Here is a 24,573-nt window from a genome sequence, read left to right on the forward strand (position 1 = left end):
CCCATGAGCAAGATCACCGATTTCGAAACTGCCGTTGCCGACATCCCGTCCGGCGCCACTCTGGCCATCGTTGGCGTCATCGGGTGGATCGTTCCGGAAAAGCTACTGCGCACCTTGGGGCAGCGTTACCTTGATACCGGCGCGCCGGGCGACCTGACGCTCTATGTGCCCTGCTTCGGTGGCGACAACGGTTCGATCAAGGGCATCGACAACCTGATGCACGACGGCATGACCAGGCGGTTGATCACCGGATCGTTCATCAACCCGCCCGACCCCGAGACAGGCGAACGCCCCCGGTCGATGGGGCAGGTCCGTGCCGACAAAATCGAGGCCTACACCTTTCATATCGGCGTGATGATGCACTGGCTGCGCGAGATTGCGCGGCGCAGCCCCGGCTATCTGACCGAGGTGGGCATCGGCACCTTTGTCGATCCCGACCTGGATGGCGGCAAAGTCACGCCGCAGACTACCGAAGACATTGTCGAAAAGATCGATTTTCGCGGCAAACCGCACCTTTTCTTCCCCAGCCAGCATCTCGATTACGGCATCATCCGGGCAACGTCGGCCGACAAACACGGCAACCTTTGTTTTGAGGACGATCCCCTGGTGTCGTCCAACCTGGCGATCGCGCTGGCCGTCAAGGCTTGCGGCGGCAAGGTGATTGCCCAGGTAAAGCGCACCTATGAACCCGGTGAACGCCATGCGCAAATGGTCAAGGTGCCCGGGGTCCTTGTCGATCACGTGGTGGTCGACCCTGACCAGCAACTGGTCACCGGCATTCAGGATGACGCCCGGTTCCTGGGCCAGACGCGGATGGACCCGCGCGAGCTGCAACCGCTCAAACCCGGCGCGCCAACGGTAATTGCTCGCCGTTCTGCCAGCATGATCAATGAAAACGAACTGACGATCTACGGGTTCGGCGCCTCGTCCTCGATCCCGACGATCTTTGCCACCGAAGGCCGTTTTGATGGCGATGGCATCTATGACTACCCCTCCACCACCGAGCACGGCTCATACGGCGGCATCGTCACCTCGGGCTGGCAGTTCTCGGCCAATTACAACCCCGATGCCCTGCTTGATGGCGTGACCCAGTTTGATGCGATCCATGCGGGCCTGTGCAAGACCTGCGCGCTGGCCTTTGCCCAGTTTGACGCGCAGGGCAATATCAACGTCTCGAAATTCGGGAGCGCCAATCCCGGATCGGGCGGGTTCATCGACATCGCCCATAACGCCACCAACCTGATCTTCAACGGCACCTTCACCACCGGCGGGCTGAAGGTCGATGCGACAGGGGGCAAGCTGACGATCCTTCAGGAAGGCAAGGTTTCGAAATTCGTCTCAAGCGTCGAACAGATCACCTACCCGCTGCTGACCGGTGTGCGCGAACGCGGCCAAAGCGCCCATATCGTCACCGAACGTGCCGTCTTTGCGGTGACGCCGAATGGACTTGAGCTCTTGGAAGTCGCCCCGGGTATCGACCCGAAGGCCCAGGTGCTCGACCTGATGGGCTTTGCGCCGGTGCGCGTGCCCGATCAAATCCCCCTGATGGATCCGAAACTCTTCACGTAAAGGAAAACCTTCATGCTCGAAATCACCCGTGATGGCGCTGTCGCCACGCTGTCCATCGACCGCCCCGAGGTCCGTAATGCCATGAGCCTCGGGCTTGCACACAAGATTGCCCAGGTCACGGCGGAACTGGACCGCGATCCCGAGGTCAAGGCGATCATCCTGCGCGGCAAGGAACATGGCTTCTGTGCCGGCAGCGACCTGAAGGAGCTGGCCACGTTCAACCTCGACCAGATTTCCGCAGCGGAGCGTGAAAAGGCCGCCGTGGCCCGCTCGTTCTGTTTCATGGATACACCGGTGATCGCGGCGGTGGACGGGTTCACCATGGGCGGCGGCATGGTGTTCACGGTGTCCTGCGACGTGGTTTTCACTGCGAAGAACGCCCGCTGGCATTTGCCCGAGGTGGCGTTGGGTTGGAACCCCGGCTGGGGTGTCCAGGCATTCCTCGCCCGTTGCGGGCCCTATGTGACCCGCCATGTCTGCTGGGGCGTCGATCCGTTTGATGGCGAAGAGGCCGTTCGCTTGGGATTGGCGGATTTTCTTGCCGAGGGCAGCGCGGCCGAGGCCGCGCACGAATACGCGACCAAGCTCGCGGCACTGCCGGAACACGCCGTTACCGCGACCAAGCGGCTTTGTGCCCCGGCGGCGGGCGAAAACAGCCAGGTACTCGATCTGATGGCCAACCAGATGTTTCATGAAAGCTGCAAGCACGAGGTCGCAAGGGCTTCGTATGCCCGGTTTGGAGTGAAAATCTGATGACGGAAGGCCTGCGCGAGATCGATCACGGGGCGGTTCTGATCCTGGCGCTGGACCGCCCCGAGCGGCGCAATTCAATGGATCTCGCGGTGACGCGGGCGCTGGCCGGGGCGCTGGAGCGCGCCGCCGGGAATGAGGATGTCAATGCAATTGTATTGCAGGGATATTCGCATGGTTTCGGAGCGGGCAGCGATCTCAAGGCTCTCGCCGGTCAGAGCGTCGGAGAAATGATCGCAGACGAACGCGAAATGGCCGCACTAGCCCGCAGCTTCAATCGTCACCCGAAACCGATCATTGCCGCTGTCGACGGGTACGCCATCGGCGGTGGCGCGGTCTATGCCACCTCCTGCGACGTGGTGTTTTCCAGCGCGGATGCAAAATGGGCCCTTCCCGAGGTTCCCATCGGCTGGAACGCCGCCTATGGCATTGCCGCGATGCAGGCGCGGCTGGGGGCTTATACGGCGCGACATATCCTGTGGGGTGCAGAGGCGTTTTCCGGTGAAACCGCGTATCGGATCGGGTTAGCGGACTTCCTGGCCGAAGGCAGCGCGGCCAAGGCCGCACTCGACTATGCCACCCGGCTGGCTGCGCTACCGGCGCATGCGGTCGCGGCAACCAAACAGTTGTGCGCGGGGCCGATTGACCGGGATGCGGTTGAGATGGACGAGCGGGCGATGGCGTCATTCGAGCGTTGTCTCGCTACCGGAGCCGCACAAGCCACGCTTCGGAAGTTCGGCATGGTCTGAGGGTATTGCGGAAAGAATCGAATGACCGACCCACTGACACTCCATCGACTTTTCGAACGCGGTTGCACCATTGGTACCGGGCGCCGCATAAGGTGCTTTGGTCCGGACCGATCGGTTGTCGAACAAAGCTATGATCAGTTCGCCCACGATGTTCTTGCCTTGGCAAGTGCATTGCAGGCGCGTGGTCTCGAACCTGGCCAACGGGTCGCGACGTTCGCCACGAACGGTATTCGGCATTTGCAGCTGATGTGGGCCGTGCCGCTGGCGGGCGGCGTGTTTCACGCCGTCAACACGCGTCTGTCGGTCGAGGAAATCGCCTATATCCTCGAAAACGCTGACGACCGTATATTGTTCATCGATCCCGAATTCGCCGATTTGCTTCCTGAACTGCGCGAGGCCCGCCCTGATCTGGATATCTTGTCTCTGAGTGAAGCTGCGGGCAGACACGTCACCAGTTTCGATGCCCTTCCGGGGTCAGGCCCGCCGGGCCCTGATGCGATTGAGGCTGCATTAACCGACGAGAATGCCCCAGCCGTGCTCTGTTATACCAGTGGCACCACGGGGCGGCCCAAAGGTGTCGGCTATTCTCACCGCGCGCTGACGCTGCACGCCCTGACCGAGGCAATGGTCGATGGCTACGGCATCAGTCATTCCGACAATGTGCTGCTCATGGTTCCTTTCTGCCACGGCGCAGGCTGGGGTGTTCCCTATTCGGCATTCATGTGCGGGGCGGATATCTCGGTGCTTTCAGGGCCGATCCAGGCAGATCAAGTCCTGGATATCCTGACCCAACAGAAGATCACCTTCACCGGCGCCGTTCCCGAGGTGATTGCCCGCATTGCCCCGGAAATCGCCTTGCGAAAGGCAAACCTCACCGGGCTGCGTATCCTGATGGGTGGCACGGCACCGCGTTCTGAAACCTTGTCGATCCTCAGGGCGGCAGGTGTCACCTCAATGCTGTGCTGGGGCATGACGGAAACGCTGAGTGCGGCGACGATGCAGCACTTGCCGCCCGAGGTAGGCGAGGTCCCGCCAACGCAGGGCCAGCCGCTGCCGCTGACCGAACTTTCGCTGGCAGAGTCCGAAGATGGAACGCAGGAACTGCTGGTTCGCGGCCCGTGTGTCGCCGAGCGGTATCACGGCCAAAAGGGCTCGGCGCGACAGGCCGGTTGGTTCGCAACCGGTGATACGGCCGAGATTGACCAAAACGGCACCCTGCACCTGCAGGACCGCAAGAAGGACCTGATCAAGTCCGGCGGCGAGTGGATTTCCCCAGCCGCGCTGGAAAGGCAGATTTCACAGATCGCCGGAGTGGAGGAATGCGTCGTCATCGGTGTGCCACATCCGCGATGGGGAGAGCGACCTCTCTGCTTGGCCGTGGCCGGAGAAGCGATTGAGATCGAGCGCATTTCTCAGGAGCTCATGTCAACAGGTCGGTTCGCGAAATGGCAGCTTCCGGATGACGTCGTCACTCTCAAAGCGTTGCCTCGAACGGTGCTGGGCAAGCTCGACCGTCAGGCGTTGCGCCAGACCTTCAAAAACCACTTTCAACCAAACCCGGTTTGACCGGAAAGCAGAGGCCCCAAGATGCCGGAAATCGCCCCTCATACCCGCTTGCGCCCATCGCCCTATTACGAGGCAACCCTTGCAGAAGGTGTCACCTCATTCACGCCCTATAACCAGATGCTGATCCCACTGGGATACGGCGATGCCGATGCGGAATATAACCGGTTGATGAACGGTGTCAGCATGTGGGACGTTGGCGGCCAGAGGCAGGTTCAGATCAAGGGGCGCGACGCTGCGCGTCTCGCACAGATCCTTTCTCCGCGCGATCTTTCCGGACAGGTGGTTGGCCAAGGCAAGTATGTACCGATGTGCAATCACGCCGGAACTCTTATCAATGACCCGGTTGTCAACAAGCTGGACGACGATCTGTTCTGGTTCTCGATCGCGGACAGTGACGTCAAACTTTGGGCGCGCTGCATCGCTGCCGAACGCGGACTTGAGGTCGAAATCGCCGAGCCGGACGTTTCGCCGATGGCCGTTCAGGGCCCGATGGCGGCAGATGTCGTGGCGTCGGTCTTCGGGGATTGGGTGCGGGACCTGAAATACTTCTGGTTCGGCGATGCCGAGATCGGCGGCATTCCGGTCAAGATCGCCCGATCCGGATTCTCGAAACAAGGCGGCTTTGAGATTTACCTGATGGACGGATCCCGCGGAACCGAGCTTTGGAACATCGTGCGTGAGGCGGGTGCGCCGTTCGGGATCGGTCCTGGATACCCCAACCCCTGCGAGCGGATCGAAAGCGGCCTTCTGTCCTGCGGTGGGGATTCCGATGACACGACCAACCCCTTCGAGGTTCGGCTTGGCAAATACGTTGATCTGGACGTGGATGACGAGGTGATCGGCGTCAAGGCACTTCGCCGGATCAAGGAAGAGGGTCCACGGCGTCACCAGCTGGGCGTTGTTCTTGAGGGCGAGACGCCGTCTGCGAACCATGCGCGGTGGTACGACATCCAGGTTGGTGGGATCAAGGTCGGTGACATGACCAACGGCACCTGGTCGCGAAAGCTTGGCCGAAACATCGGCTTCGCTCTGGTTTCCCGAGTGTATCGCTCGGGCGACCACGTCGAGGTGAAAAAAGAGGGGAGTATGCTTGGCGGCACCCTGTGCGAGCTGCCATTTTCCTGATTTGGGTCGGATGAAGTGGACAAGGCATGGGGATTGCAGGCAAGTATGGAGATATGGACAAGACCGTGAAAACCCTTTCAGACGCCGAGGCCACCTTTCTGAAGCTTGAGGAAATGATCGTCCTGACCGAGCTGAAGCCGGGCGTGATGTATTCCGAGAAAGAGCTTGCTGAAGTCGTCGGATTCGGCCGAACACCCGTGCGCGAGGCATTGCAACGCCTCGAATTCGAGGGCCTGGTGGCCATCAAGCAGCGCCGGGGTATTCAGATTACCGAAGTGGAACCGGATGTTCAGTTGCGGTTGCTCGAAATTCGGCGCCCTTTACAGAACTTTGCCGCCGAATATGCGGCTATCCGGGCCACGGAAAAGGACCGGAAGATCATGAGGAACTTCGGTGAAGAGTTGTTGGAAGCCAGTAAGGCTCCGCCTGCGTCGCGTCCCCAGGCCCTTTCGGCTGTTAGAACGGCCCATGACCTGGTTGTCGAAGCTTGTCACAATGAATTTTCAAAGAAAACGATGCGTGTTGTCCAGGGTTTGTCGCGCCGTTTCTGGATTTTTCACATGAAAAAAGAAGACTTCAACATTGCGGCCGAGCTGCACGCTCGGTTGCTACTTGATGTCGCAAACGGAGACACGACGGCGGCCATTGCCGCTTCAAACGCATTGGTCGACTACCTCGAAGAATTCGCTCGGGAAACCAAGGAATGGAAGTGACTGGCCTTTCTTTCTGCGTGCCAGTTTTTGCGAACTACCATGATCCGTACCCCAACGCGGCATCGACAAACCAGCAGAAACGACTGCTTCTTGCGTCATGACTTGCGACAACGTCTGCTTCACACGCTTTGTAATCATTAGCGCTCTGTGCAGCATCAGTAGGTCTGGGCCCTGAGCTGTCATGCGGTCGTGCAGCATTCAGCCTGGGTCCGCCCGAAGAGCGCCGTTGCTGACGGCCCAAACCCACAAGTGCTGCACAATGCGCGAATGGGTGCGATTTCGCTCATGGAGGGCATTGCTCTGGAACCAAGCGTCCGCAAGTGTCACAGAACAAACTGCTCGAGGTCTTCTCGATTTCAGCTTAGCAGCCGACCGGCAGTAGGTTGCGCCATCGTCGGAGCCTACGAGCCTCCGAACTCGTCAAAGACGCTAGTGGTATGCTGCCCAAGAGTCGGAGGTGGGGGCAGACTGTCATTTGCGTCGATGGATCGATGAATCGGCGGAGCTGCCATGGTAACTTCTGTACCCATGGTGGTCGCAACGCGGACACGCTTCAGGCCTGCGTGATCGGCAAGCGCCGCCAAAGAATTGACAGAGCCGTAAGCGATATCTGCGTCGGCGAGACTTCTGGTGAATGCGTCCCGTGAGAGGGAGCGGGCGACGCTGCCGATGATGTCATGCAGCGCCTCGACGTTTTCAACCCGCGCATTGTTGCTGTTGAACCTTTCGTCGGTGGCCAAACCCGGTCGCTCTAGTACCTTGTCGCAAAACCGTGCCCATTCGCGTTCGTTCTGGATGGCGATGATGACCTGGGATCCGTCGTTCACCTTGAAGGCTGCGTAGGGCTGGATCGTGGGGTGCATCAGGCCAACCCGCCTGGGGGCCTTGCCGCCGTATTCGTACTGCATCAGCGGCACGTTCATCCATTCTGACGCTACACCGAAGAGCGATACGCTGACGCCATAGCCTTCGCCGGTGCGTTCGCGATAGAGGAGCGCTTCGACGATCGCCGCGTGCGCTGTCATCCCTGCGCCAATGTCGCAGATCGAAACACCGATGCGGCCCAGGTCATCCGGCGCACCCGACACATCTACCAACCCGCTTTCGGCTTGAACAAGAAAGTCATAGGCCTTGAGCGCGCTGGCTGGACCTTCGTCGCCATAACCGGAGATGTCGCAGGTGATGAGCCGCGGGTTTTTCTTGCGCATTTCCTCCGATCCGAACCCCGCGCGGGCCATCGCGCCCGGCGCGAGATTCTGGACAAAGACATCGGCCTTCGCCAGAAGGCGGTGCATCAGGTCGGCGTCCCCTTCGGATTTCAGGTCCAGAACCACCGACTCCTTCCCGTGGTTGGTCCAGACGAAATACGAACTGTCGCCGTGGACTGCGGCATCATAGCCCCGTGCGAAATCGCCTCCGGCGCGTTCGATCTTGATCACCCGCGCGCCCATATCGATGAGGCGCGATGTGCAAAGAGGTGCCGCCAACGCCTGTTCGACGGACACCACCAGCAGGTCGGAAAACGGGTTTGCCATGCTACTCTCTCCGGGTCGACGTCAGGCCGCGCCAAGGCTCTTGGTGACCTCGCGAAGGTCTTCGGCGGCCTCCAGAGCGAGGATGTCGGCGGACACCCGGTCGGTTCGCTCAATGCCAAGCGCCCCGGTCGCCAGCGTGCGGAACTTTGCCGCAATTTCCTCCGGTGTCATTCGGTTGTTCGGGTCGCCCTTGGCGTAAATCTGTTCCCCTGAGAAGACCCGACCATCGCGGGTTTTGACATCCACTAGGGCGGCAACAGTATTGGGGTATTTCTCTGCCAGTTCCATGCTGGCCTCGATCTTGATGCGGGGCATCAGATCGCTAATATCCGGGTCGGCAAGAGTTTCGTCCGAGAAGCGTTCGAGCGTGACTGCCCCGTCCTTGAGGCCCAGAGATACGGCGAAAGGCGTGCTGAGACGCGCTGCAAGGGGGCTCTTTGGCGCATAGTTCATGCCTTGTCCTGGCATGGTCTCGGACTGCACGATGCTGACCTCAGCGATGTCTTCCGTTTGCAGGCCGTTCGCGGCGACCAGGTCGAGCGTTTTTGTCACTGCCGTATGGCTGCATTGGATTGTCGGAAGCGATTTCAGACCGCCGATACTGACCTCGTAATATTCTCCCAACCTGTCGAGAAGAGGTTCGGGGTTTGGCTCTTCCGAGAAAGCGTTGAAGAAGCCAGACGGATATTCAAGGATTCCAAGCGGACCGGTCGCCCCGCCTTTGACCAGTTGGGCAAACAGCACGGCTTTCATCGCTGCCATGGCAGGATGCAAACTTTTTGAGAAATCACCATTTTCGACGCCGTAGCGAAGCCCGCCAGCTGCATCAGCCGCAAGTCCCATGGTCATTTCGATGCCAACAGCATCCAACTTCAGCAGCTTCGCTGCGGCGGCGGCTGCGCCGATGCCCCCGAAGGTCGCGGTCGGATGCCAGAACTTGTAGTGGGTCGGCATAGTGCAACGCCCGATGCGCCCGGCCACATCGAAGCCCAAGACAAAGGCCTCAATGATCTCCTTGCCGCTCGATTGCAGTTCCTCGCCCAGGGCAAAGGTCGTGGCGACCAGAGACGATCCGAGGTGGGAAATCGACGGCATATGCGTGTCGTCGAAGTCAATCGTATGTGCCATGGCGCCATTGGTCAGAGCGGCTGTAACAGCGCTGGTTTTTCCCGCCTCGCCAAAGACGGTGGAATATCCACCGGCTTTCTGAGCCGCGGCGAACCCCGTCACCCAGGAAACCTCTTCTCTAGCCTGAACGCGACCGCCCAAAGCACAGCCAAGGGTATCGAGTACGAAGAGTTTCGCCTGTTCGACGACCTCGGTCGGCAAGTCATCGAAGCTCGTGCGAGCAACGAACTCTGCGAGCTGACGAGTCAGGTCCACTTTGTCTGTTGATTGTGCCATGAATTTCTCCGGTTCGCGCTTATCTTGGTAGGGTGTCTGTTCGAACCAGAACTCGCATCTGCATTGGGATTGCAAAACTAAAATGCATGGATAGGTGCTATATCAGGTTTTTATGATGCAGCTTGCTTGGTGCAGGTGTCTGGGTCGTTTTAGCCCCGCAACCATTCATCAAGGGAGGCAGGCTCCGCTGCCTTCACGGCATTCCAAAGATCGGATGCGGAGTCTTCGCCCAGCAAAGCCTGAGCTTTGGCCTTGATCTTCTGCTCGCGCAACGCGAGCCCTCCCATGCGATCAATGTCGTGGGTGATTTCAACGCTTCGGCCATCATTGGTCATGATCCGGGCCGTTGCTTGCGTTTCCGCCAATCCGTCAACACCTTTCACCACTACGCGGTCGCGCAGGGCAACGAGGTCTGGGGCGCGGCAGGCGGCATCAGTATAGGTGGTCAAGGCGGCTGTGTCCCGACCCGAGAGAACCATCGCGGAACACAGACGATAGCTGAACTTCGCCTCAAGCCCCGTCTGGGGTTCAAGGATATTGCAGACCTTCAGATACCGCGGTGGCACTGAAAGCGAGACACTTGCAACCTCGTCCGGTATTACGCCCAGTCTGTCACGCGCTTCAATCAAGGCCTCAAGCGACGCGTGCGCACCGTGACAACAAGCATGGAACTTATGCAGCACCCCTTCGAACATCCACGACTGGCCAAGACCGTCCAATATCTCACCTGGATCCCGCATTTCTGCCGCGTGGGTGATCGCGAAACCCTGGTCGGCCTCCAACGCGTCGGGACGGGACACAAAGCCTGCGTGGGCGAGAAGCGTGGCCTCGACACCATTGGACGCGGCCATACCGGCATGAAATGGTTTGCCCATTGTCCCGAATTGTGCCCGCAAACCCGAGGCGCGCGTTGCGACCAACCCGAGGGCGTTTTCTGCGCCCCGCACGTCCAGTCCAAGCAATCGGGCCGAGGCCAGTGCCGCGCCGAAGGCACCTGCGGTTGCGGTGGAATGAAATCCGACAAAATGGTGATGGCGCCCAAGCCAAGTGCCGATGCGCGTTGCCGCTTCCATACCGACAAGCGATGCTTCCAGAAACAACTTGCCGCTCGATCCGGTCTTTTGCGCCAAAGCAAAACTCGCGGGAAAGACGGCGACGCTGGGATGCCCAAGATAGGCGAAATGGGTATCGTCATAGTCAAGGGCGTGACTGATCGTTCCATTGGCCATTGCGGCTGCCCGCGCCGGTAGCTTCTGCGCCGTTCCGACAACCGTAGCTTCTGCGACACCGCCTTCGGCTGAGACATAGTCCCTGACGATCCGGCTGACCGGCTCGTCCTGCCCGGCGATCGAAACAGCCAGCCAGTCGAACAGTGATATGCGTGTCATGCGCAGCGCGGCCTCAGATCGGCCCTCATCCAGAGAACCCGTCGCAAACGCTGTGATGGCCTCAGTGATTGGAGCGGAGTTCAAGGTGTCAGATTTGCTCATCGGCGGTTCATTCCTGTAAATCACGTATGGCCTCTTGCAAAACCACATTTACTCTCTTCCATTGACGGAAATAAAAATATGCGAAAGTAAGTATAGCCACGATAGCGAAATTCGAAGGTGTCGACGTGGATATCAAGCAGCTCAAGACTTTCATCTGCGTTGCGGAAACCGGATCACTCAGCGCAGCCTCGGACCGATTGCGCCTGGCGCAACCAGCCCTGTCGCGTCACATCAAGCTGTTGGAGCATGAGATCGGCGTTCAGCTTTTCGCGCGCCATGTCAGGGGTATGACACTCACCGAACCGGGTGAAAAACTCCTTGGGCGTGTTTCCGGCCTGATCCGCCAGTTGGAGCAATCGGTCGACGACATCCGCTCGAATGATGAAGTGGTCAAAGGCAACGTTGCGATCGGTTTGATGCCCAGTGTGAACACCGTTTTCGCAGTGCGTCTCGTAGAACGAGTGCGGCGCGAGCTGCCCAAGGTCACACTCCGGATCGTCGAGGGGTATTCAGGCCACCTGATCGAATGGCTTCAGCGAGGCGATCTGGACATTTCGTTTCTCTACGGGCCTGCGGCTGACCTGCACCTGCGCTGCAAGGAGTTGCTTTACGAGGAAATTGCGCTGATCAGCCCTCCGGATTCGTTGCCCGACCTCGGTCCGCAGATCCGGATCGCTGACGCGGCGCATCTACCGCTTGTCCTGCCCAGTCGTCCGCATGGCATTCGGATGCTTGTTGACAACGCCGCCTCCAAATCAGGTGTGTCCCTCAACATTGCTCTGCGCGGTGATGCCTTCTGGGTCTTGAAGTCGCTGGTGGTGGGCGGGTCCTATCACGCCTTCATCCCGCTCTCCGCGGTTACGGAAGAGGTCAAGTCGGGAGTGCTCGAAGCCCGGACATTCATTTCCCCGTCCATCCGCCGGCAACTCGTTCTGGCAATGCCGCCGGACAGGTCAAACACCAGAGCCACGGACGCGGTGATCAAGGTTCTTGCCAGCGAAATCGCCACGATGATTGAAGAGGGCGTGTGGAAGGCTGATCCGGAATCGGATCTTGTCGAAGACATTTGACGTGCGTCCGCCCACCATAGAATTTCTGCATGGCATCACTGCCAACATTTTAATTGTTTGATTGCATTGAGCCGCTGATCTTATCGAAAACGGCAATGGATCACCTCATGACAACTTCCTCATTTTCGACACTCAAGATAACAACGCCGCGTGACCACGTGCTGCAGGTCACACTTAACCGGCCGGCATCTGCGAACGCCTTCAATACGCAGATGGCTCGTGATCTGGTTCAGTTCTACGAGGACCTGGCGCTCGATCCCGGGGATACAAGGTGCGTAGTCATGACGGGCGCTGGCGAAAAGGCGTTCTGCGCGGGGGCCGACCTGAAGGAACGCGACGGGATGTCTGATCATGACTGGGGCCTTCAGCATCTGGTCTATGAACGCATGATCCGTGCCATTCTGGGCTGCCCGGTGCCAATCATCGCCGCCGTGAAAGGTGCGGCCTATGCGGGGGGCTGCGAAATCGCGGCGGCAGCGGATTTCATCTATGCGTCCGACAACGCCCGCTTTGCCCAGACCGAAACCCGGATCGGAATCATCCCCGGTGCCGGTGGCACCCAGACATTGGCACGGGCCATTGGTGAGCGACGTGCCAAGGAAGTGATCCTGTCAGCCCGTCCGTTCAGTGCGGCAGAGGCACTGGACTGGGGGCTCGCCAATGCCGTCTTCCCGATTGGCGACCTTGTGGAGGCAGCACTGAACACTGCCGAAGGTATTGCCCGAAACGCGCCGATTGCCGTCCGACAGGCCAAGCAGGCGATCTATCGCGGTGCGCAGATGTCACTGGCCGATGGGCTGGCCTTTGAGATCGAAGCCTATAACCGCACGATCAACACCGAGGACCGGCGCGAAGGCGTGCGGGCGTTCAACGAAAAGCGCCAACCGCAGTTCAAAGGGCAATGAAGCGCATGCCTCTCCCGGACAAAGTGGACTTGCGCGAAGTTGGCCTTCGCGACGGGTTGCAGATGGTTGGCCAGATCCTTCCAACCCAAACCAAGCTCGACTGGTGCCGAGACCAGGTGGCTTGCGGGTTTTCGGAGATCGAGGTGACGTCTTTCGTTCCGCCATCCTCCATTCCCCAATTTGCGGACGCGGCCGAAGTTCTAAAGGGAGCAAAGGCCATCGGAGGTTTTACCGCGGCGGTGCTTGTGCCGAACCTCAAGGGTGGTATCCGCGCCCTTGAGCGCGGGGCGGATAAGATCACCTTCGTTCTGTCAGCCAGCGAAGCGCACAACATGTCCAATGTCCGGCGCCCGACCGACGCGTCGGCGACAGAGTTCGAGGACCTCGTGACGGAACGCGATGCGCGTGGGTTGAAGGGCAAGGTTGCACTGTCGGCGGTTATCGCGACCGCATTTGGGTGCAGCATCCAGGGCGAGGTGCCAGAAGACCGCGTTCTGGCTTTGTCAGAAAGACTGGCCGCCGCTGGGGCGGACGAATTGAGCATCGCCGACACGGTCGGTTACGGAAATCCGCTCCAAGTACGTAGACTCTTTGCCGCCATTTCAACCGTGGTCGGCCCGCTTCCACTGGCCGCCCACTTCCACGATACCAGAGGCATGGGGCTTGCCAATGTCATGGCTGCCGCCGAGGTCGGCGTTCGGCGCTTCGATGCAGCGCTTGGGGGGCTCGGTGGATGCCCATTCGCGCCCGGAGCAACGGGGAACATCGCGACAGAAGACTGCGCCTATCTGCTGGAAAGCATCGGCTTGAGCACTGGAATTGATTTCGAGCGGCTGTTGCAGCTGCGCGCGAGGCTTGAGGAATGGCTGCCGGGCGAACGCATCGAAGGCCGGTTAAAACAGGCGGGCTTGGCTAAAACCTTTCTGTCAGCCGCCTAACACTGCGTTGCAAATTCGTTATAGCACCCATATTCGCGTTATAATTTTGTCACCCCACAGCATTTGCAAAGCTACCCTTGCAAAGGCGTCCTTCCACGTTGGGGGCGCGCAAACCATGGGAGGGCAAAATGATCATCACTAAACTGTCAAAATATGCTGCCGTATCGGCGCTTGCCCTGGGGCTGTCCGGCGCTGGCGCAATGGCTGAAACGCTGAAAATGGTCAGTTCCTGGGCGTCGAACCAGGCGACCTACCGCGTCAATGTCGAAACCTTCGTGGCCAAGGTGGCCGAACATACCGGCGGCAATACCGACATCAATGTTGTCGGGCCCGAGGCGATCAGCCCGCTTGAACTGGTCGAACCGCTTCAGACTGGTATCGTCGACATGATCTTCACCCACCCGGCCTATCATGCCGGGACCACGAAAATCGGCATGGCCGCTGATGGCATCGCCGTCGATCCGGCGACCTGGCGTGAAAGCGGCATCTTCGACGCCTTTGACGCCTACTACCAGACCCTGGGCATCAAGGTGATCGGGATCATGCCGCTGGGCCAGCGGGGCTTTCGTTTCGTGACCAACCAGGCGGTCGACGGGCGCGAGCATTCCTTTGAAGGTATGAAGGTGCGGGCCAATGCCTCGTACATCGCGATCATCGAGAAATTGGGCGGCAGCCCTGTTCCGCTGGGTGGTGGCGAGATCTACTCCTCGCTTCAGAATGGCGTAATCGATGCCGCTCCCTGGAGCGCTACGGGGCTGGTCGATTTCAAGCTTTACGAAGTTGCCAGCCATGTACTGCAGCCCGATTTCGGATCGCTGTCGAATTGGATGTTCATGAACCTCGACAAATGGAATTCGCTCGACGCCGACACGCAGGCGGCAATCTCCCGTGCCGCGGCCGAGACGGAACTCTACGCGCTCGAAGAGATGACGCGCATCGCCGACATGGAGCTGGGTCAGCTTCAGGAAAAGGGCATGGCGATCACCAACATGAACGCAAACGAGGCTGAAAATATCTCGGCCTGGATGTCCGAGGCCATGTGGGGCCTCGCGATGGACACCGATGCGGACGTGGCGGCGAGTATCCGGAAACTTGCCGTAGATGCTGGGCTTTCGCAATAAATGCCCAGGCTGAAACGTATCGAAAAGGCAGTTGCGGGGGGGATGGCCATCCTCTCCGCGCTTCTTCTGGCGGGGATCGTTACTCTGTTCGTGATGGAGATCTTCATGCGCTACGCCATGAACGCTCCGACGAAATGGAGCAACGACGTCATCAGCTTCATCATGCCCGCGATGATCTTTCTCGCGCTGCCCGAGGTGACCCGCCGCAACCAGCATATCGCGATTACATTTCTGGTCGAGGCCATGGGCGATGACGTAGCAGTAAAATGGGGCCGGGTTCTGGCTTTGGTTTCGGCAATTGTCGCGGCGCTGGCGGCGTGGATCGTTGCCTCGTCGGCCTTGAAGCAGTTTTCGACGGGCATCCTGACCAACACGGTTATTCAAGTGCCCAAATGGGCCCTGCTGTCGCCGATTGCATTCAGTTTCGGCGTTGTCGCGCTGATCTTCCTAACAACTGCCCTGATCGGGAGGGATGAGGTATGAGCTGGGCCGAAACCCTTATGATCCTGCTGGGGCTTCTGCTCGGCTCCTTTGCGACGGGACTACCGGTATTCATTGCGTTCTTCGCGATCTGCATCGGCGCGGTCTTCATGCTGTTTGGCTCTAACGGCTTCGGGCTAGTCGCTAACTCGATCCTGACGGCAACGTCCATCGTGCCCCTCAGCACCGTGGCCATGTTCGTTCTGATGGGCGATCTGCTGTTTCGCTCCGGGTCGACGGAAGTGCTTTTCGACGCGGCGAACCGCATCTTTGGCAAGCTGCGGGGACGGCTTTATTTCCTCGTGATCGCGCTTTCCACGATCTTTGGCGCTTTGTCGGGCTCCATCGTCGCAGTGACAGCCATGCTTGGGCGTTCGGTTCTGCCTTCTATGAACCAGCGCGGCTACGACGAGGGCCTTTCGATCACCACGATCTTGTCCGGCGCGAGCCTCGCCCCCATCATTCCGCCCTCCATCGTCGTCATCATCCTGGGATCCCTGGTGAATGTCTCGATTGCCGGGCTACTTGTCGCTGGGCTGCTTCCGGGGTTGCTGATTGCCACCCTGACCGGGCTTTATGTCTGGGTGCGGATCAAGCGCAACCCAAGCCTCGCCCCGGAAGACGACGCCCACGGAGGCGAAGATGGCGACAGCCTGGGGTGGCTGCTTTTGAAATGCGTGCCGTTCCTCATGGTCATATTCTCCGTCATCGGGTTTATCCTGCTTGGTGTTGCCACGCCATCGGAAGCCGCGGCCAGCGGGGTCGTTGGTGCCCTGATCACAACCGCGCTTTATCGAAAGCTCAGCCTCAAGTTCCTGACCGACAGCCTTGTCGAGGCGGCGCTTCTGACCGGCTCGATCATGGCGATCTTTGCCGCCTCCAGCCTGTTTGCACAGATACTGTCCTTTACCGGCGCATCGCAAGGCTTCCTGAAATTCTTCTTGGCGCAGGACCTCACTGGCCTGACGGCCTTCCTGGCGATCATGCTCATCACGCTCGTGGCCTGCATGTTCATCGACGTGATCGCCTATATGCTGGTCAGCGTGCCGATCTACGCGCCGATCGCCGACGCGTTCGGGTTCGACCCGATCTGGTTCTGGGCAATCTACCTGATAAACGTCACCCTTGGTTCGGTGACGCCCCCGTTTGGCTACGCACTCTTCGCGCTTAAGGCAGCGTCTCCCACCCTCCCAATGGGCAAGACCTACCGGGCGGCGTGGAGCGTCGTAGCCATCTTCGCGATAGCGATCACGTTGCTCTATCTTGTTCCGGGCATCGTCACACTTATCCCATCCTTGCTGTGAGAAACCTCATGACCGAATACACCAGCTACGATCTTGTTGAATGGGGGCAGCCCTTCGAAAGACGCCGAAATGCATTGCCGGAGCCCAGCGGGGTCGAGGTTCTGGTGCGCGTTACGGCGGCAGGTCTCTGTCACTCGGACCTGCATGTCCAGAAAGGCTATATGGACCTTGGCGAAGAGGGCCGTCTGACCTTTGCCGAACGCGGCGCGCAATTGCCGATGACCTTCGGGCACGAGATTGCCGGTGTCGTAGAGGCCGTGGGCCCCGAGGTAACGACTGTAACGCCCGGACAGCAGGTTCTCGTCTTTCCCTGGATCGGATGCGGCGAATGCGAGGCATGTCGCGAAGACCGCGAGAGCGACTGCTCTTCCATGCGGATCATCGGGTTGAAGCAGAAGGGCGGGTTTGCCACCCATTGCCTTGTCGAGAATGAGAAATTCCTTGTCGATATCGAGGGACTAGATGCGGCAGATGTCGTGCCACACGCCTGTTCGGGAATCACCGTCTACAACGCTCTGGAAAAGATGGGCGCGCTGCGTGACGGTGAGTGGATGGCAATCATGGGCTGCGGCGGGCTTGGCATGAACGCCATCGCAATCGCACGGGCCATGGGGTTCGAAAACATCATCGCCGTCGATATCGACGACGCCAAGCTAGACGCAGCGCGCGAGATGGGTGCTGCAAAGGTAATGAACAGCAAGCGTGATGACGCGGTCGCCGAGTTGCAGCGACTGGCCGAAGGATGCCTGATGGGCGTGATCGACACCTTCGGCGGAGCATCGACTGGCAGGATTGCCGTGCGCGCGCTGGCGAAGGCCGGGCGATATGTCGTCGCCGGTCAGGCTGGCGGGGATTTCAAGATGCCTCAGGTCTGGCTGCCGCAGAAGGCGATGACCGTGCGCGGCAGCCATGTTGGAAATTCACCGCAACTGCGCGCCCTGATCGACATGGTGCGCGCAGGCAAGATCAAGCAGATGCCGATAGAGCGGCGTCCGCTTTCGCAAATTAACCAGGCGGTCGAGGATCTGGAACATGGCCGGGTCACAGGCCGCATAGTGTTTCAGCCCGACCAAGACGACGAGTAACCCCATGAAAACCTATCAGCATTGCATCAACGGCGCCTGGGTCGAACCAGCGAGCGGCCAATATTTTGACACTGACAACCCCTACACGGGCGAGGTCTGGGCGCAGATCGCCAAGGGAAACACAGAAGATGTGGCGCGCGCCGTTGCCGCCGCCAAGGCGGCTTTCGAAACGGGGCCATGGGCCGAAATGCGTCCAACGGCGCGGGGAAAGCTTCTGGTCAAGCTGGCGGAGATTATCGAGCGCGAGGCCGAGCGCCTTGGCGAACTGGAGGTGCGTGACAACGGCAAACTGATTGCCGAGATGGGCACCCAGACCCGCTATCTGGCCGAGTGGTACCGCTATTATGGCGGTCTGGCCGACAAGGTCGAAGGCGCGGTTCTGCCCTCGGACCGGCCGGGCATCTTCAACTACACAAAGCACGAGCCCCTGGGCGTGGTCGCGATGATAACGCCCTGGAACTCGCCGCTCCTGCTGCTGGCCTGGAAGCTCGCTCCGGCGCTGGCTGCTGGAAATACCGCCGTAGTCAAACCGTCCGAGTTCACCTCGGCTTCGACCCTCGAGTTCATGGAGCTGGTCAAGGAGGCTGGTTTCCCCGATGGCGTGGTGAACTGCGTGACGGGGTTCGGCCTCGATACCGGCGCGCCGTTGGTGGAGCACCCGGACGTTGCCAAGGTTGCCTTCACCGGATCTGACCTCGCGGGACAGAAGATCTATGAGGCGGCGGCGAAAAAGATCATGCCGGTCACGCTGGAACTGGGTGGCAAATCGCCCAACATCGTCTTCGAGGATGCCGACTTCGAGGCCGCCGTGATGGGCGCAATCTCGGGCATCTTTGCCGCAACCGGTCAGACCTGCATTGCCGGGTCGAGGCTTCTGGTACAACGCTCAATCCACGACAGGTTCGTCAAGCGTCTGGTCGAGGTGGCTGGTGAAGCCAAAATCGGCGACCCGATGTCAATGGACACTCATGTCGGCCCGGTGACCACGCCGCCGCAATACGAAAAGATACTCCACTACATCAACGTCGCTCGAGAAGACGGGGCAACCTGCGTTCTGGGCGGCAAACCCTATACCGGCGATGGCGCAAAAGGGGACCGTTTTGTCGAGCCGACGATCTTCACCGGCGTCTCCAACGAAATGCGGATTGCACAGGAAGAGGTCTTCGGCCCAATCCTGTCAGTGATCCCATTCGACACCGAGGAAGACGCGATCCGTATCGGCAACGATATCCTCTTCGGATTGGCTGCTGGGGTTTGGACCTCGGACATTGGCAGGGCCTTCCGGATGTCGGACAAGCTTAAGGCCGGTACTGTCTGGGTCAATACATATCGCGCTGTCAGCTTCATGACACCCTTCGGTGGCTTCAAACGCTCCGGTCAGGGGCGGGAAAGCGGGCAAGAGGCGATCAAGGAATTCATGCAGGTGAAATCTGTCTGGATTGCGCAACAGACCACGGCTGCGAACCCTTTCATCATGAGATGACGGCGAGCTTTGGCCGCTCTTCAAACCAACATTCAATACGGAATCCAGTAAATGCACGAAAGCATTCTGAGCAAACGCTACACCATCAAGGCAATCCCGACTGCAGACCGCCGGCCGAGCGAGTTGAGTACGATCATGAAACCGCACCCCTTGTCCTACATGGAGCTCCCCTTCGACCCTGAATACTCGCTTTACTGCAACCGTATGACCCCGGAGCGGTTGAACCACGTGACAGATGATGAGCAATACTGGGCCGTTCGTCAGAAGGTCATCCTGCGCAATACCGGTGAATTCCCTGCGGAAATCTCTGGGCCGGATGCCGAGACGTTCGTGAACAGGGTGTTCGCCCGTGACGTGAGCCGGGTCAAAGTCGGTCGTTGTTCCTATAATTTCGTCCTCTATCACCATGGCGGCATGATCACCGATGGTGTCATGTTGCGCCTGGCGGAGGACAGGTTCTGGATGGCACAGGCCGATGGTGAGCTATACAATTGGTACATGGCTCACGCGCATGAATTCGACGTGACGATTTCAGATCCGAATGTCTGGGTCAGCCAGGTGCAAGGCCCACGGTCCATGGACGTGTTGCGCGACGTCATCGACGGTGAATTCCCCGATCCGTGGCGCTATTTTGACATCGCGACCGTCCGCATCGCCGGAGAAGAGGTCATTATCACCCGCACCGGGTTCACGAACGAGCTTGGCTGGGAATTTTATCTGCGGCCAGAAAACGATGCCGAAAAGGTAGGTAACCACATTTGGGAGGTGGGCCAGAGGCACGGAATGATCCTGACAGGTACGCCGGTGTTTCGCGCGCGCCGGATTGAGGCCGGTCTGATGAGCCAGGCCGAGTTCGACAGCACGACCACGCCATTTGACGCCGGTCTCGGTCATTTTGTGCAGATGGACAAGCCGGATTTCATCGGCAAGGCAGCCTTGGAAAAGGCCGATAAACGATCGCGAACCTTCGGATTGCGGGTGCGCGGCGGGATCGCGGAACGCGGGCGGACGATCTCGGTAGGTTCCAAAACCGTCGGCAGGGTATGTTCGTCCACATGGTCGCCTTACCAGGAATGCGGTGTCGCGCTGGTGCGGATGGATGACCCGGAAATGGGACCGGGTACAGAAGTGGAAGTGACCGGCACGGACGGCGCCACGTACAGCGCGCAGTTGTGCAGCCTGCCGATGTATGATGCCGAGGGTGCAATCGTGCGTGGCAGAAACACAACGATACCCGAAGGCCCTGAACCATGGCGGGGCTGATCCTGCCACAACGAAAAGCCGCGCTGTCCCGAAGACCGTTCGACTTTGGTAGGCCGGGCGGGACAGACCTTCAGACATCTCGATTAGATCGTCGTGGATATGACGGCAAGGAATCTACCGCTCTAGCAGGTCACTCCGATGCCGCTACACGGTTCCGGCTGGCGAGTTTCACATTGTCGGAAACGCGGTTGTCGCCAACCGCGCAACGCAGATAATGCGCAATAGGAAGTGTAATGGTGCGAGAACCTGTCCAGTTGTGGCACGCACGCGACCAAAGACGTAATGCAGACTTCGTTGCCGCTGATCATGAATTTCACATAATCCATAGACGTGAAAGGTTTTTCGATCAGGCCAAGCGTGGGCTAGGGTCGTGGTCATTGACTTGCCGAAAAAAGTTTTGTGGCCGAGTAGCCTTTCATTGGACCTTCGTCGCTATCCCGCCAGCTGCTGTGTAGTTGGCACAAAAGTTCCCACTAGATGTGGGCCGGCTGCCACTTGTCCAGGGCCTCTAGGAATTTTTCCTGTTCGCCTTCATGCATACGGACATTGTTCTGCGGATATGGAAAGTTTTGCGCCTTCACCTCGGTGTGAAATTTGCCAAGGGCCTCAACCCGTTCGAGATGGATCTGCCGGTGCAGACGACCAACATTGCCAAAGGCGTGGGCGTGTTTTGGTGGTTTGTCTTCTTCACTGGCTTCCCCGCAAATGTCGGCAATAAAGCAAAACACCGCATCGGCGGCCTTGCCGGACCCAAGCGAAAAGGTGACTACGTTCGTTTTGTCATTCACAGCCGCCAGGACCTCTTCGGCCAGGCACTCGACCTCGACGGCAAATACACCGACATCCTCCATCCGCTTGAGCGTCGCGTAGACCTTCATCGCTTCCTCGGCGGTGCGCCCCCAGGCACGCAGGCCACCACTGTAGTGGCTGAAGGTTGGGATCAGGCCGATGTGGCTTTGCACCGGGATCCCGTCGCGCGCCATGCGCTCCATCACGTCGAAAGACCGCAGGGTGTAATACATGTCCGCCCCATTGCGCATCGTCTCGTAGGCGTGGGCGATTATCTCGTCATCTGAGCCGAATTGCGCCCAGGATGAGCCCGCGCCCGTAAAGTGGTACGGCGCGATGTCCCGCACATCCTTCATCTGGTCAGCGCCAACAACGAAAAGATCAATGCCCGCCTCGACACAGGCGCGGATTTCGTCCTTGTTGGCCGGGTTGGCCATCGAAAGCGTGCGCCCGGATCCCTTGAGCGCCCGCAGATCCGACACGGTGTAGTTGCGTTTGGCCGGGCGGCGGTAGAAATCGTAGATGCGTTTCAATGTTCACTCCTGTTATTGCTGGGCGCGCATATTGCGTGTTCGTTCTCGGGTTTTTGCAGTCATTTCTTCCGTGCCGTCATGGAATGTGCCGAACCATTTATCGAGTGGAAATTCTGGGCTTCCATAATTGCACTCGAAATAACGGTGGTGAAGCTGATGGAAAAAACCGCCTATAAGCAAGCGCGCCTTGTCCTTTGCAAAGACCGCTTCATAACCGGAATGACCCGAAGGAGCGCCAAGAAGTTGCCAATGCAGCAAAAACAGGATGTGCATCGGATGGGCAGGAAACACGAGGAAAATCAAAAGCGTGCTGAAATACAGGAAATGCTCTAACGGATGCATGGAAAGTCCGGACCACGGACCGACATTGATATTGCGGTGGTGAATGGAATGCACCCGCTTGTAGAGGGGCGGCCAGTGCAAAAGGCGGTGGATGAAATAGAAATGAACCCCTTGGTACAGGGTCAACAGGGGAAACAGCAGTAAAAACCAAATCGGGTTTTCAGAAAACGAAACGGTCGTGCCCCATTCGTTTGCGAATTGGTACCGGATGAAAATTTCCCACGCGGATGCAATCGGCACACCAAAAGCGAGCGTGTAGAACATGTTGTCCCATGTCTGGTAGCCAAATGCGAAAAGGGCGTTTTTCCGGCCGTTGATCGGGCGGGTGTCAAACCGCAAAACATTGCCCTGTCCGTCAATGCCGTAGAACCAGATGTGGAGGCCTCCGACAACAACAAAGACTGCCACAAAATTGCGAAGCAAGACCAGCAATGCCCAGTCCCAGGTCAACACAGCTTCTGCCGGCGTGAAAGGCATCAGCCAGGTTGCGACTGCCAAAGCATATGCAATGTACAGCGCGCGGTCGGAAAACTGGAGAAAGTTTTCAAACAGCCATTTCAGGACGCTAAGTGGTTTCGGCGGCCAACTCCAATATGGAACCGGTTCCAGGGGCAAGTCCGGGTGGTGGTTCCAGGTATCGTTTTTCCCACGTGTGTTTTCTTCAGTCATTGGCCAATCCTCATCAGGGTGAAACCTTCAACCGAACTAGATTAGTTTGCGACGTTTCTTGACCCTTTCATTTCCCTGTTCCGTACCGTCGTGAAACGTACCCAGCCATTTGTCCCATGGAGTCTCGTATGTGCCATAGTTGCAGTCAAAGAACCGGTGGTGAAGTTGGTGGAAGAAGTCGCCGACCTCAACTCCCGTCGATTTGCCAAGTTTCAGCTTTTCAAAGCCCGCATGGGACGTTGGTGCCCCGATTCCGTGGTGTAGCATCAAAAACAGGACATGGATCGGATGGGCGGGCAGAAGGAAAAAGATCACCACATCCGTCATCAGGATGAAGCTTTCGACCGGGTGCATCGCAAGGCCCGACCAAGGGCCGGTGTTGATGTTCTTGTGATGCCACGCATGCACATGCCGGTACATGAACCCCATATGCAACAGCCGGTGGTGCATATAGAAATACAACCCCGCCCAGATCGGGATCAGGACAATCAGGGCCAGAAACCAGACGGGGTTTGAGGAAAACGTGATCATCGTCGCCCAGCCATTGGCATAGGCGTACCACATCGCGCACTCGAAAAAGACCCAGAACTGCATGGCCACAAAGGACCACAACATGTTGTCATAGACCTGGTTTCGGAACCAGAACGCCTTGGCGTTGGTCATCATGGGACGCATGTCATAGCGCGTCTCGTCGCCCTGCACACCAAGCTTCCAAAGCAACAGATGCAACCCGCCCGCGACGCCTGCGAGAATAACAAAATTGCGCAGCCAGATTTCGGCGATCCAGTCAAAGGACAGCGTCTGGGCGCGGGTCAGGTCCGGGGTGAAGAAAAGCCAGATGATGATAGCGGCACCCAGGATCATGAAACGCGTGCCCAACGGTTTCCAGCTGCGCAGCAAATACAGGACCGAGGCCAGGGGCTTCATCGGCCAGTCCCAATACGGAGCAAGTTGCAGTGGCAGGCTTGGGGTGAAGTTCCAGATCTTCCTTTGTGTCCGTTCGGGGCGGTTGGAATGGTCGGTCATGATCCGGCCTCAGCCCTTGGCCGCACGCTGGGCAGCGACATCTGGGTCTGTAAGCGGCAGGCGGGCGCCTGGGGTCATCACGTCGGGGTCATAGGGTTTGCGGGCAAAGACCTCTTCCACCATCGGCGCGAAGAACGACAGCGGCAGGTCGTCGTAGTTGGGGTCGAAACTGGCCTGATCCCAGCGTTCGCAGAATTCGGCGCAATCGTCGAAATAGGGATGGCTGCGGTGCCGCTCGCGTTTGTGTTGGTCGTAGCCTTCCAGATGATGCCCGTAGTAGAGCATCTGGAAATCCCCGTGCGTCTGAACGCACCAGGCGCATTGTTCCCGTACGAAGGGCCGCAGGATCGTGGCGGCGTATTCGTCATGGTTGTAGGGCGCGTAGATGTCTCCAATATCGTGCAATAGCGCGGAAACGACCCAGTCGATATCGGCACCGTCGCGCCAAGCGCGCGTGGCCGATTGCACCGAATGGCCCAACCGGGTGATCTGATAGCCGGACAGGCTTTCGTCAAGTTCCACGAGCGCCTTGAGCATGCGGTCTGCTGTGCCGGCGGCATATGCGACCTCCAAAGGGTGCAACAGGTCGTAATCGGCCTTGTCGCCATCTTTCATTTGCGTGAATTTGACCTGTTTCATGTTAGGCTCTCCGAACTGCTGGTTT

The 24,573-nt window shown here is 58.9% G+C and carries 22 protein-coding genes; 15 read left to right on the forward strand and 7 right to left on the reverse strand.

Annotation, left to right across the window (positions count from 1 at the left end; all coding sequences use genetic code 11):
- Positions 1–3: 3 nt before the first annotated feature.
- From ACR0KC_RS15515 to ACR0KC_RS15540, 6 genes are read left to right on the forward strand one after another with little or no spacing between them, the layout of a single operon-like run.
- Positions 4–1,569 (forward strand): CoA-transferase, encoded by a 1,566-nt coding sequence (locus ACR0KC_RS15515; RefSeq protein WP_480791397.1) that lies wholly within the window; start codon positions 4–6, stop codon positions 1,567–1,569.
- A 12-nt stretch (positions 1,570–1,581) separates the two neighbouring features.
- Entirely contained in the window at positions 1,582–2,322 is a 741-nt protein-coding gene (locus tag ACR0KC_RS15520) for an enoyl-CoA hydratase/isomerase family protein (RefSeq protein WP_480791396.1), read from the forward strand.
- Positions 2,322–3,068, forward strand: coding sequence for an enoyl-CoA hydratase/isomerase family protein (locus tag ACR0KC_RS15525; RefSeq protein WP_480791395.1), 747 nt, complete (start codon positions 2,322–2,324; stop codon positions 3,066–3,068). The genes ACR0KC_RS15520 and ACR0KC_RS15525 overlap by 1 nt, the downstream gene beginning before the upstream one ends.
- Before the next feature lie 21 nt (positions 3,069–3,089).
- Positions 3,090–4,634 carry an AMP-binding protein gene (locus tag ACR0KC_RS15530; RefSeq protein ID WP_480791394.1) on the forward strand — a complete coding sequence of 515 codons (1,545 nt, stop codon included), beginning with the start codon at positions 3,090–3,092 and terminating at the stop codon, positions 4,632–4,634.
- 21 nt (positions 4,635–4,655) lie between these two features.
- A complete protein-coding gene (locus ACR0KC_RS15535) occupies positions 4,656–5,759 on the forward strand; it encodes a glycine cleavage T C-terminal barrel domain-containing protein (RefSeq protein ID WP_480791393.1) in 1,104 nt (367 codons plus the stop codon).
- 53 nt (positions 5,760–5,812) lie between these two features.
- A complete protein-coding gene (locus ACR0KC_RS15540; RefSeq protein WP_480796358.1) occupies positions 5,813–6,472 on the forward strand; it encodes a GntR family transcriptional regulator in 660 nt (219 codons plus the stop codon).
- A gap of 401 nt (positions 6,473–6,873) precedes the next feature.
- On the opposite strand, the gene ACR0KC_RS15545 is transcribed toward ACR0KC_RS15540, so the two are convergent.
- The 3 genes from ACR0KC_RS15545 to ACR0KC_RS15555 all read right to left on the reverse strand — a co-directional run bounded on the left by ACR0KC_RS15545 (position 6,874) and on the right by ACR0KC_RS15555 (position 10,901).
- Positions 6,874–8,007 (reverse strand): CaiB/BaiF CoA transferase family protein, encoded by a 1,134-nt coding sequence (locus ACR0KC_RS15545; RefSeq protein ID WP_480791391.1) that lies wholly within the window; start codon positions 8,005–8,007, stop codon positions 6,874–6,876.
- A gap of 21 nt (positions 8,008–8,028) precedes the next feature.
- The gene (locus ACR0KC_RS15550; RefSeq protein WP_480791390.1) at positions 8,029–9,411 is read right to left on the reverse strand and encodes an MmgE/PrpD family protein; all 1,383 of its coding nucleotides are present in this window, start codon (positions 9,409–9,411) and stop codon (positions 8,029–8,031) included.
- 149 nt (positions 9,412–9,560) lie between these two features.
- Positions 9,561–10,901, reverse strand: coding sequence for an MmgE/PrpD family protein (locus tag ACR0KC_RS15555; protein WP_480791389.1), 1,341 nt, complete (start codon positions 10,899–10,901; stop codon positions 9,561–9,563).
- Positions 10,902–11,026: 125 nt separating this feature from the next.
- On the opposite strand from ACR0KC_RS15555, the gene ACR0KC_RS15560 reads away from it, so the two are divergent.
- The 9 genes from ACR0KC_RS15560 (at position 11,027) to ACR0KC_RS15600 (ending at position 20,550) form a co-directional block, all read left to right on the forward strand.
- Entirely contained in the window at positions 11,027–11,971 is a 945-nt protein-coding gene (locus ACR0KC_RS15560) for a LysR substrate-binding domain-containing protein (RefSeq protein ID WP_480791388.1), read from the forward strand.
- A 107-nt stretch (positions 11,972–12,078) separates the two neighbouring features.
- Positions 12,079–12,876, forward strand: a complete 798-nt coding sequence (locus ACR0KC_RS15565; protein WP_480791387.1) for an enoyl-CoA hydratase/isomerase family protein — start codon at positions 12,079–12,081, stop codon at positions 12,874–12,876.
- Between the two features lie 5 nt (positions 12,877–12,881).
- A complete protein-coding gene (locus ACR0KC_RS15570; protein WP_480796359.1) occupies positions 12,882–13,814 on the forward strand; it encodes a hydroxymethylglutaryl-CoA lyase in 933 nt (310 codons plus the stop codon).
- A gap of 128 nt (positions 13,815–13,942) precedes the next feature.
- Positions 13,943–14,935 (forward strand): TRAP transporter substrate-binding protein, encoded by a 993-nt coding sequence (locus ACR0KC_RS15575; RefSeq protein ID WP_480791385.1) that lies wholly within the window; start codon positions 13,943–13,945, stop codon positions 14,933–14,935.
- Positions 14,936–15,418, forward strand: coding sequence for a TRAP transporter small permease (locus ACR0KC_RS15580; protein ID WP_480791384.1), 483 nt, complete (start codon positions 14,936–14,938; stop codon positions 15,416–15,418).
- On the forward strand, positions 15,415–16,719 hold the full coding sequence (locus tag ACR0KC_RS15585) for a TRAP transporter large permease (RefSeq protein ID WP_480791383.1): 1,305 nt from the start codon (positions 15,415–15,417) through the stop codon (positions 16,717–16,719). The genes ACR0KC_RS15580 and ACR0KC_RS15585 overlap by 4 nt, the downstream gene beginning before the upstream one ends.
- Positions 16,720–16,727: 8 nt before the next feature.
- Entirely contained in the window at positions 16,728–17,804 is a 1,077-nt protein-coding gene (locus tag ACR0KC_RS15590) for an alcohol dehydrogenase (RefSeq protein WP_480791382.1), read from the forward strand.
- Positions 17,805–17,808: 4 nt separating this feature from the next.
- On the forward strand, positions 17,809–19,287 hold the full coding sequence (locus ACR0KC_RS15595; protein WP_480791381.1) for an aldehyde dehydrogenase: 1,479 nt from the start codon (positions 17,809–17,811) through the stop codon (positions 19,285–19,287).
- Between the two features lie 135 nt (positions 19,288–19,422).
- Positions 19,423–20,550 (forward strand): aminomethyl transferase family protein, encoded by a 1,128-nt coding sequence (locus ACR0KC_RS15600; protein WP_480791380.1) that lies wholly within the window; start codon positions 19,423–19,425, stop codon positions 20,548–20,550.
- A gap of 473 nt (positions 20,551–21,023) precedes the next feature.
- Here ACR0KC_RS15600 and ACR0KC_RS15605 read toward each other — a convergent pair whose 3' ends face one another.
- Genes ACR0KC_RS15605 through ACR0KC_RS15620 form a run of 4 tightly spaced genes read right to left on the reverse strand, consistent with a single transcriptional unit; the run spans position 21,024 to position 24,548 of the window.
- The gene (locus tag ACR0KC_RS15605; RefSeq protein WP_480791379.1) at positions 21,024–21,872 is read right to left on the reverse strand and encodes a 3-methyl-2-oxobutanoate hydroxymethyltransferase; all 849 of its coding nucleotides are present in this window, start codon (positions 21,870–21,872) and stop codon (positions 21,024–21,026) included.
- Positions 21,873–21,884: 12 nt separating this feature from the next.
- Complete coding sequence (locus ACR0KC_RS15610; protein WP_480791378.1) at positions 21,885–22,883, reverse strand: sterol desaturase family protein; 999 nt, start codon at positions 22,881–22,883, stop codon at positions 21,885–21,887.
- 36 nt (positions 22,884–22,919) lie between these two features.
- Positions 22,920–23,909: a sterol desaturase family protein gene (locus ACR0KC_RS15615; RefSeq protein WP_480791377.1), complete on the reverse strand. Its 990-nt coding sequence runs from the start codon at positions 23,907–23,909 to the stop codon at positions 22,920–22,922.
- Between the two features lie 9 nt (positions 23,910–23,918).
- A complete protein-coding gene (locus ACR0KC_RS15620) occupies positions 23,919–24,548 on the reverse strand; it encodes an HD domain-containing protein (protein ID WP_480791376.1) in 630 nt (209 codons plus the stop codon).
- Positions 24,549–24,573 lie beyond the last annotated feature (25 nt).

This window comes from Ruegeria sp. CF3 (assembly GCF_056537365.1).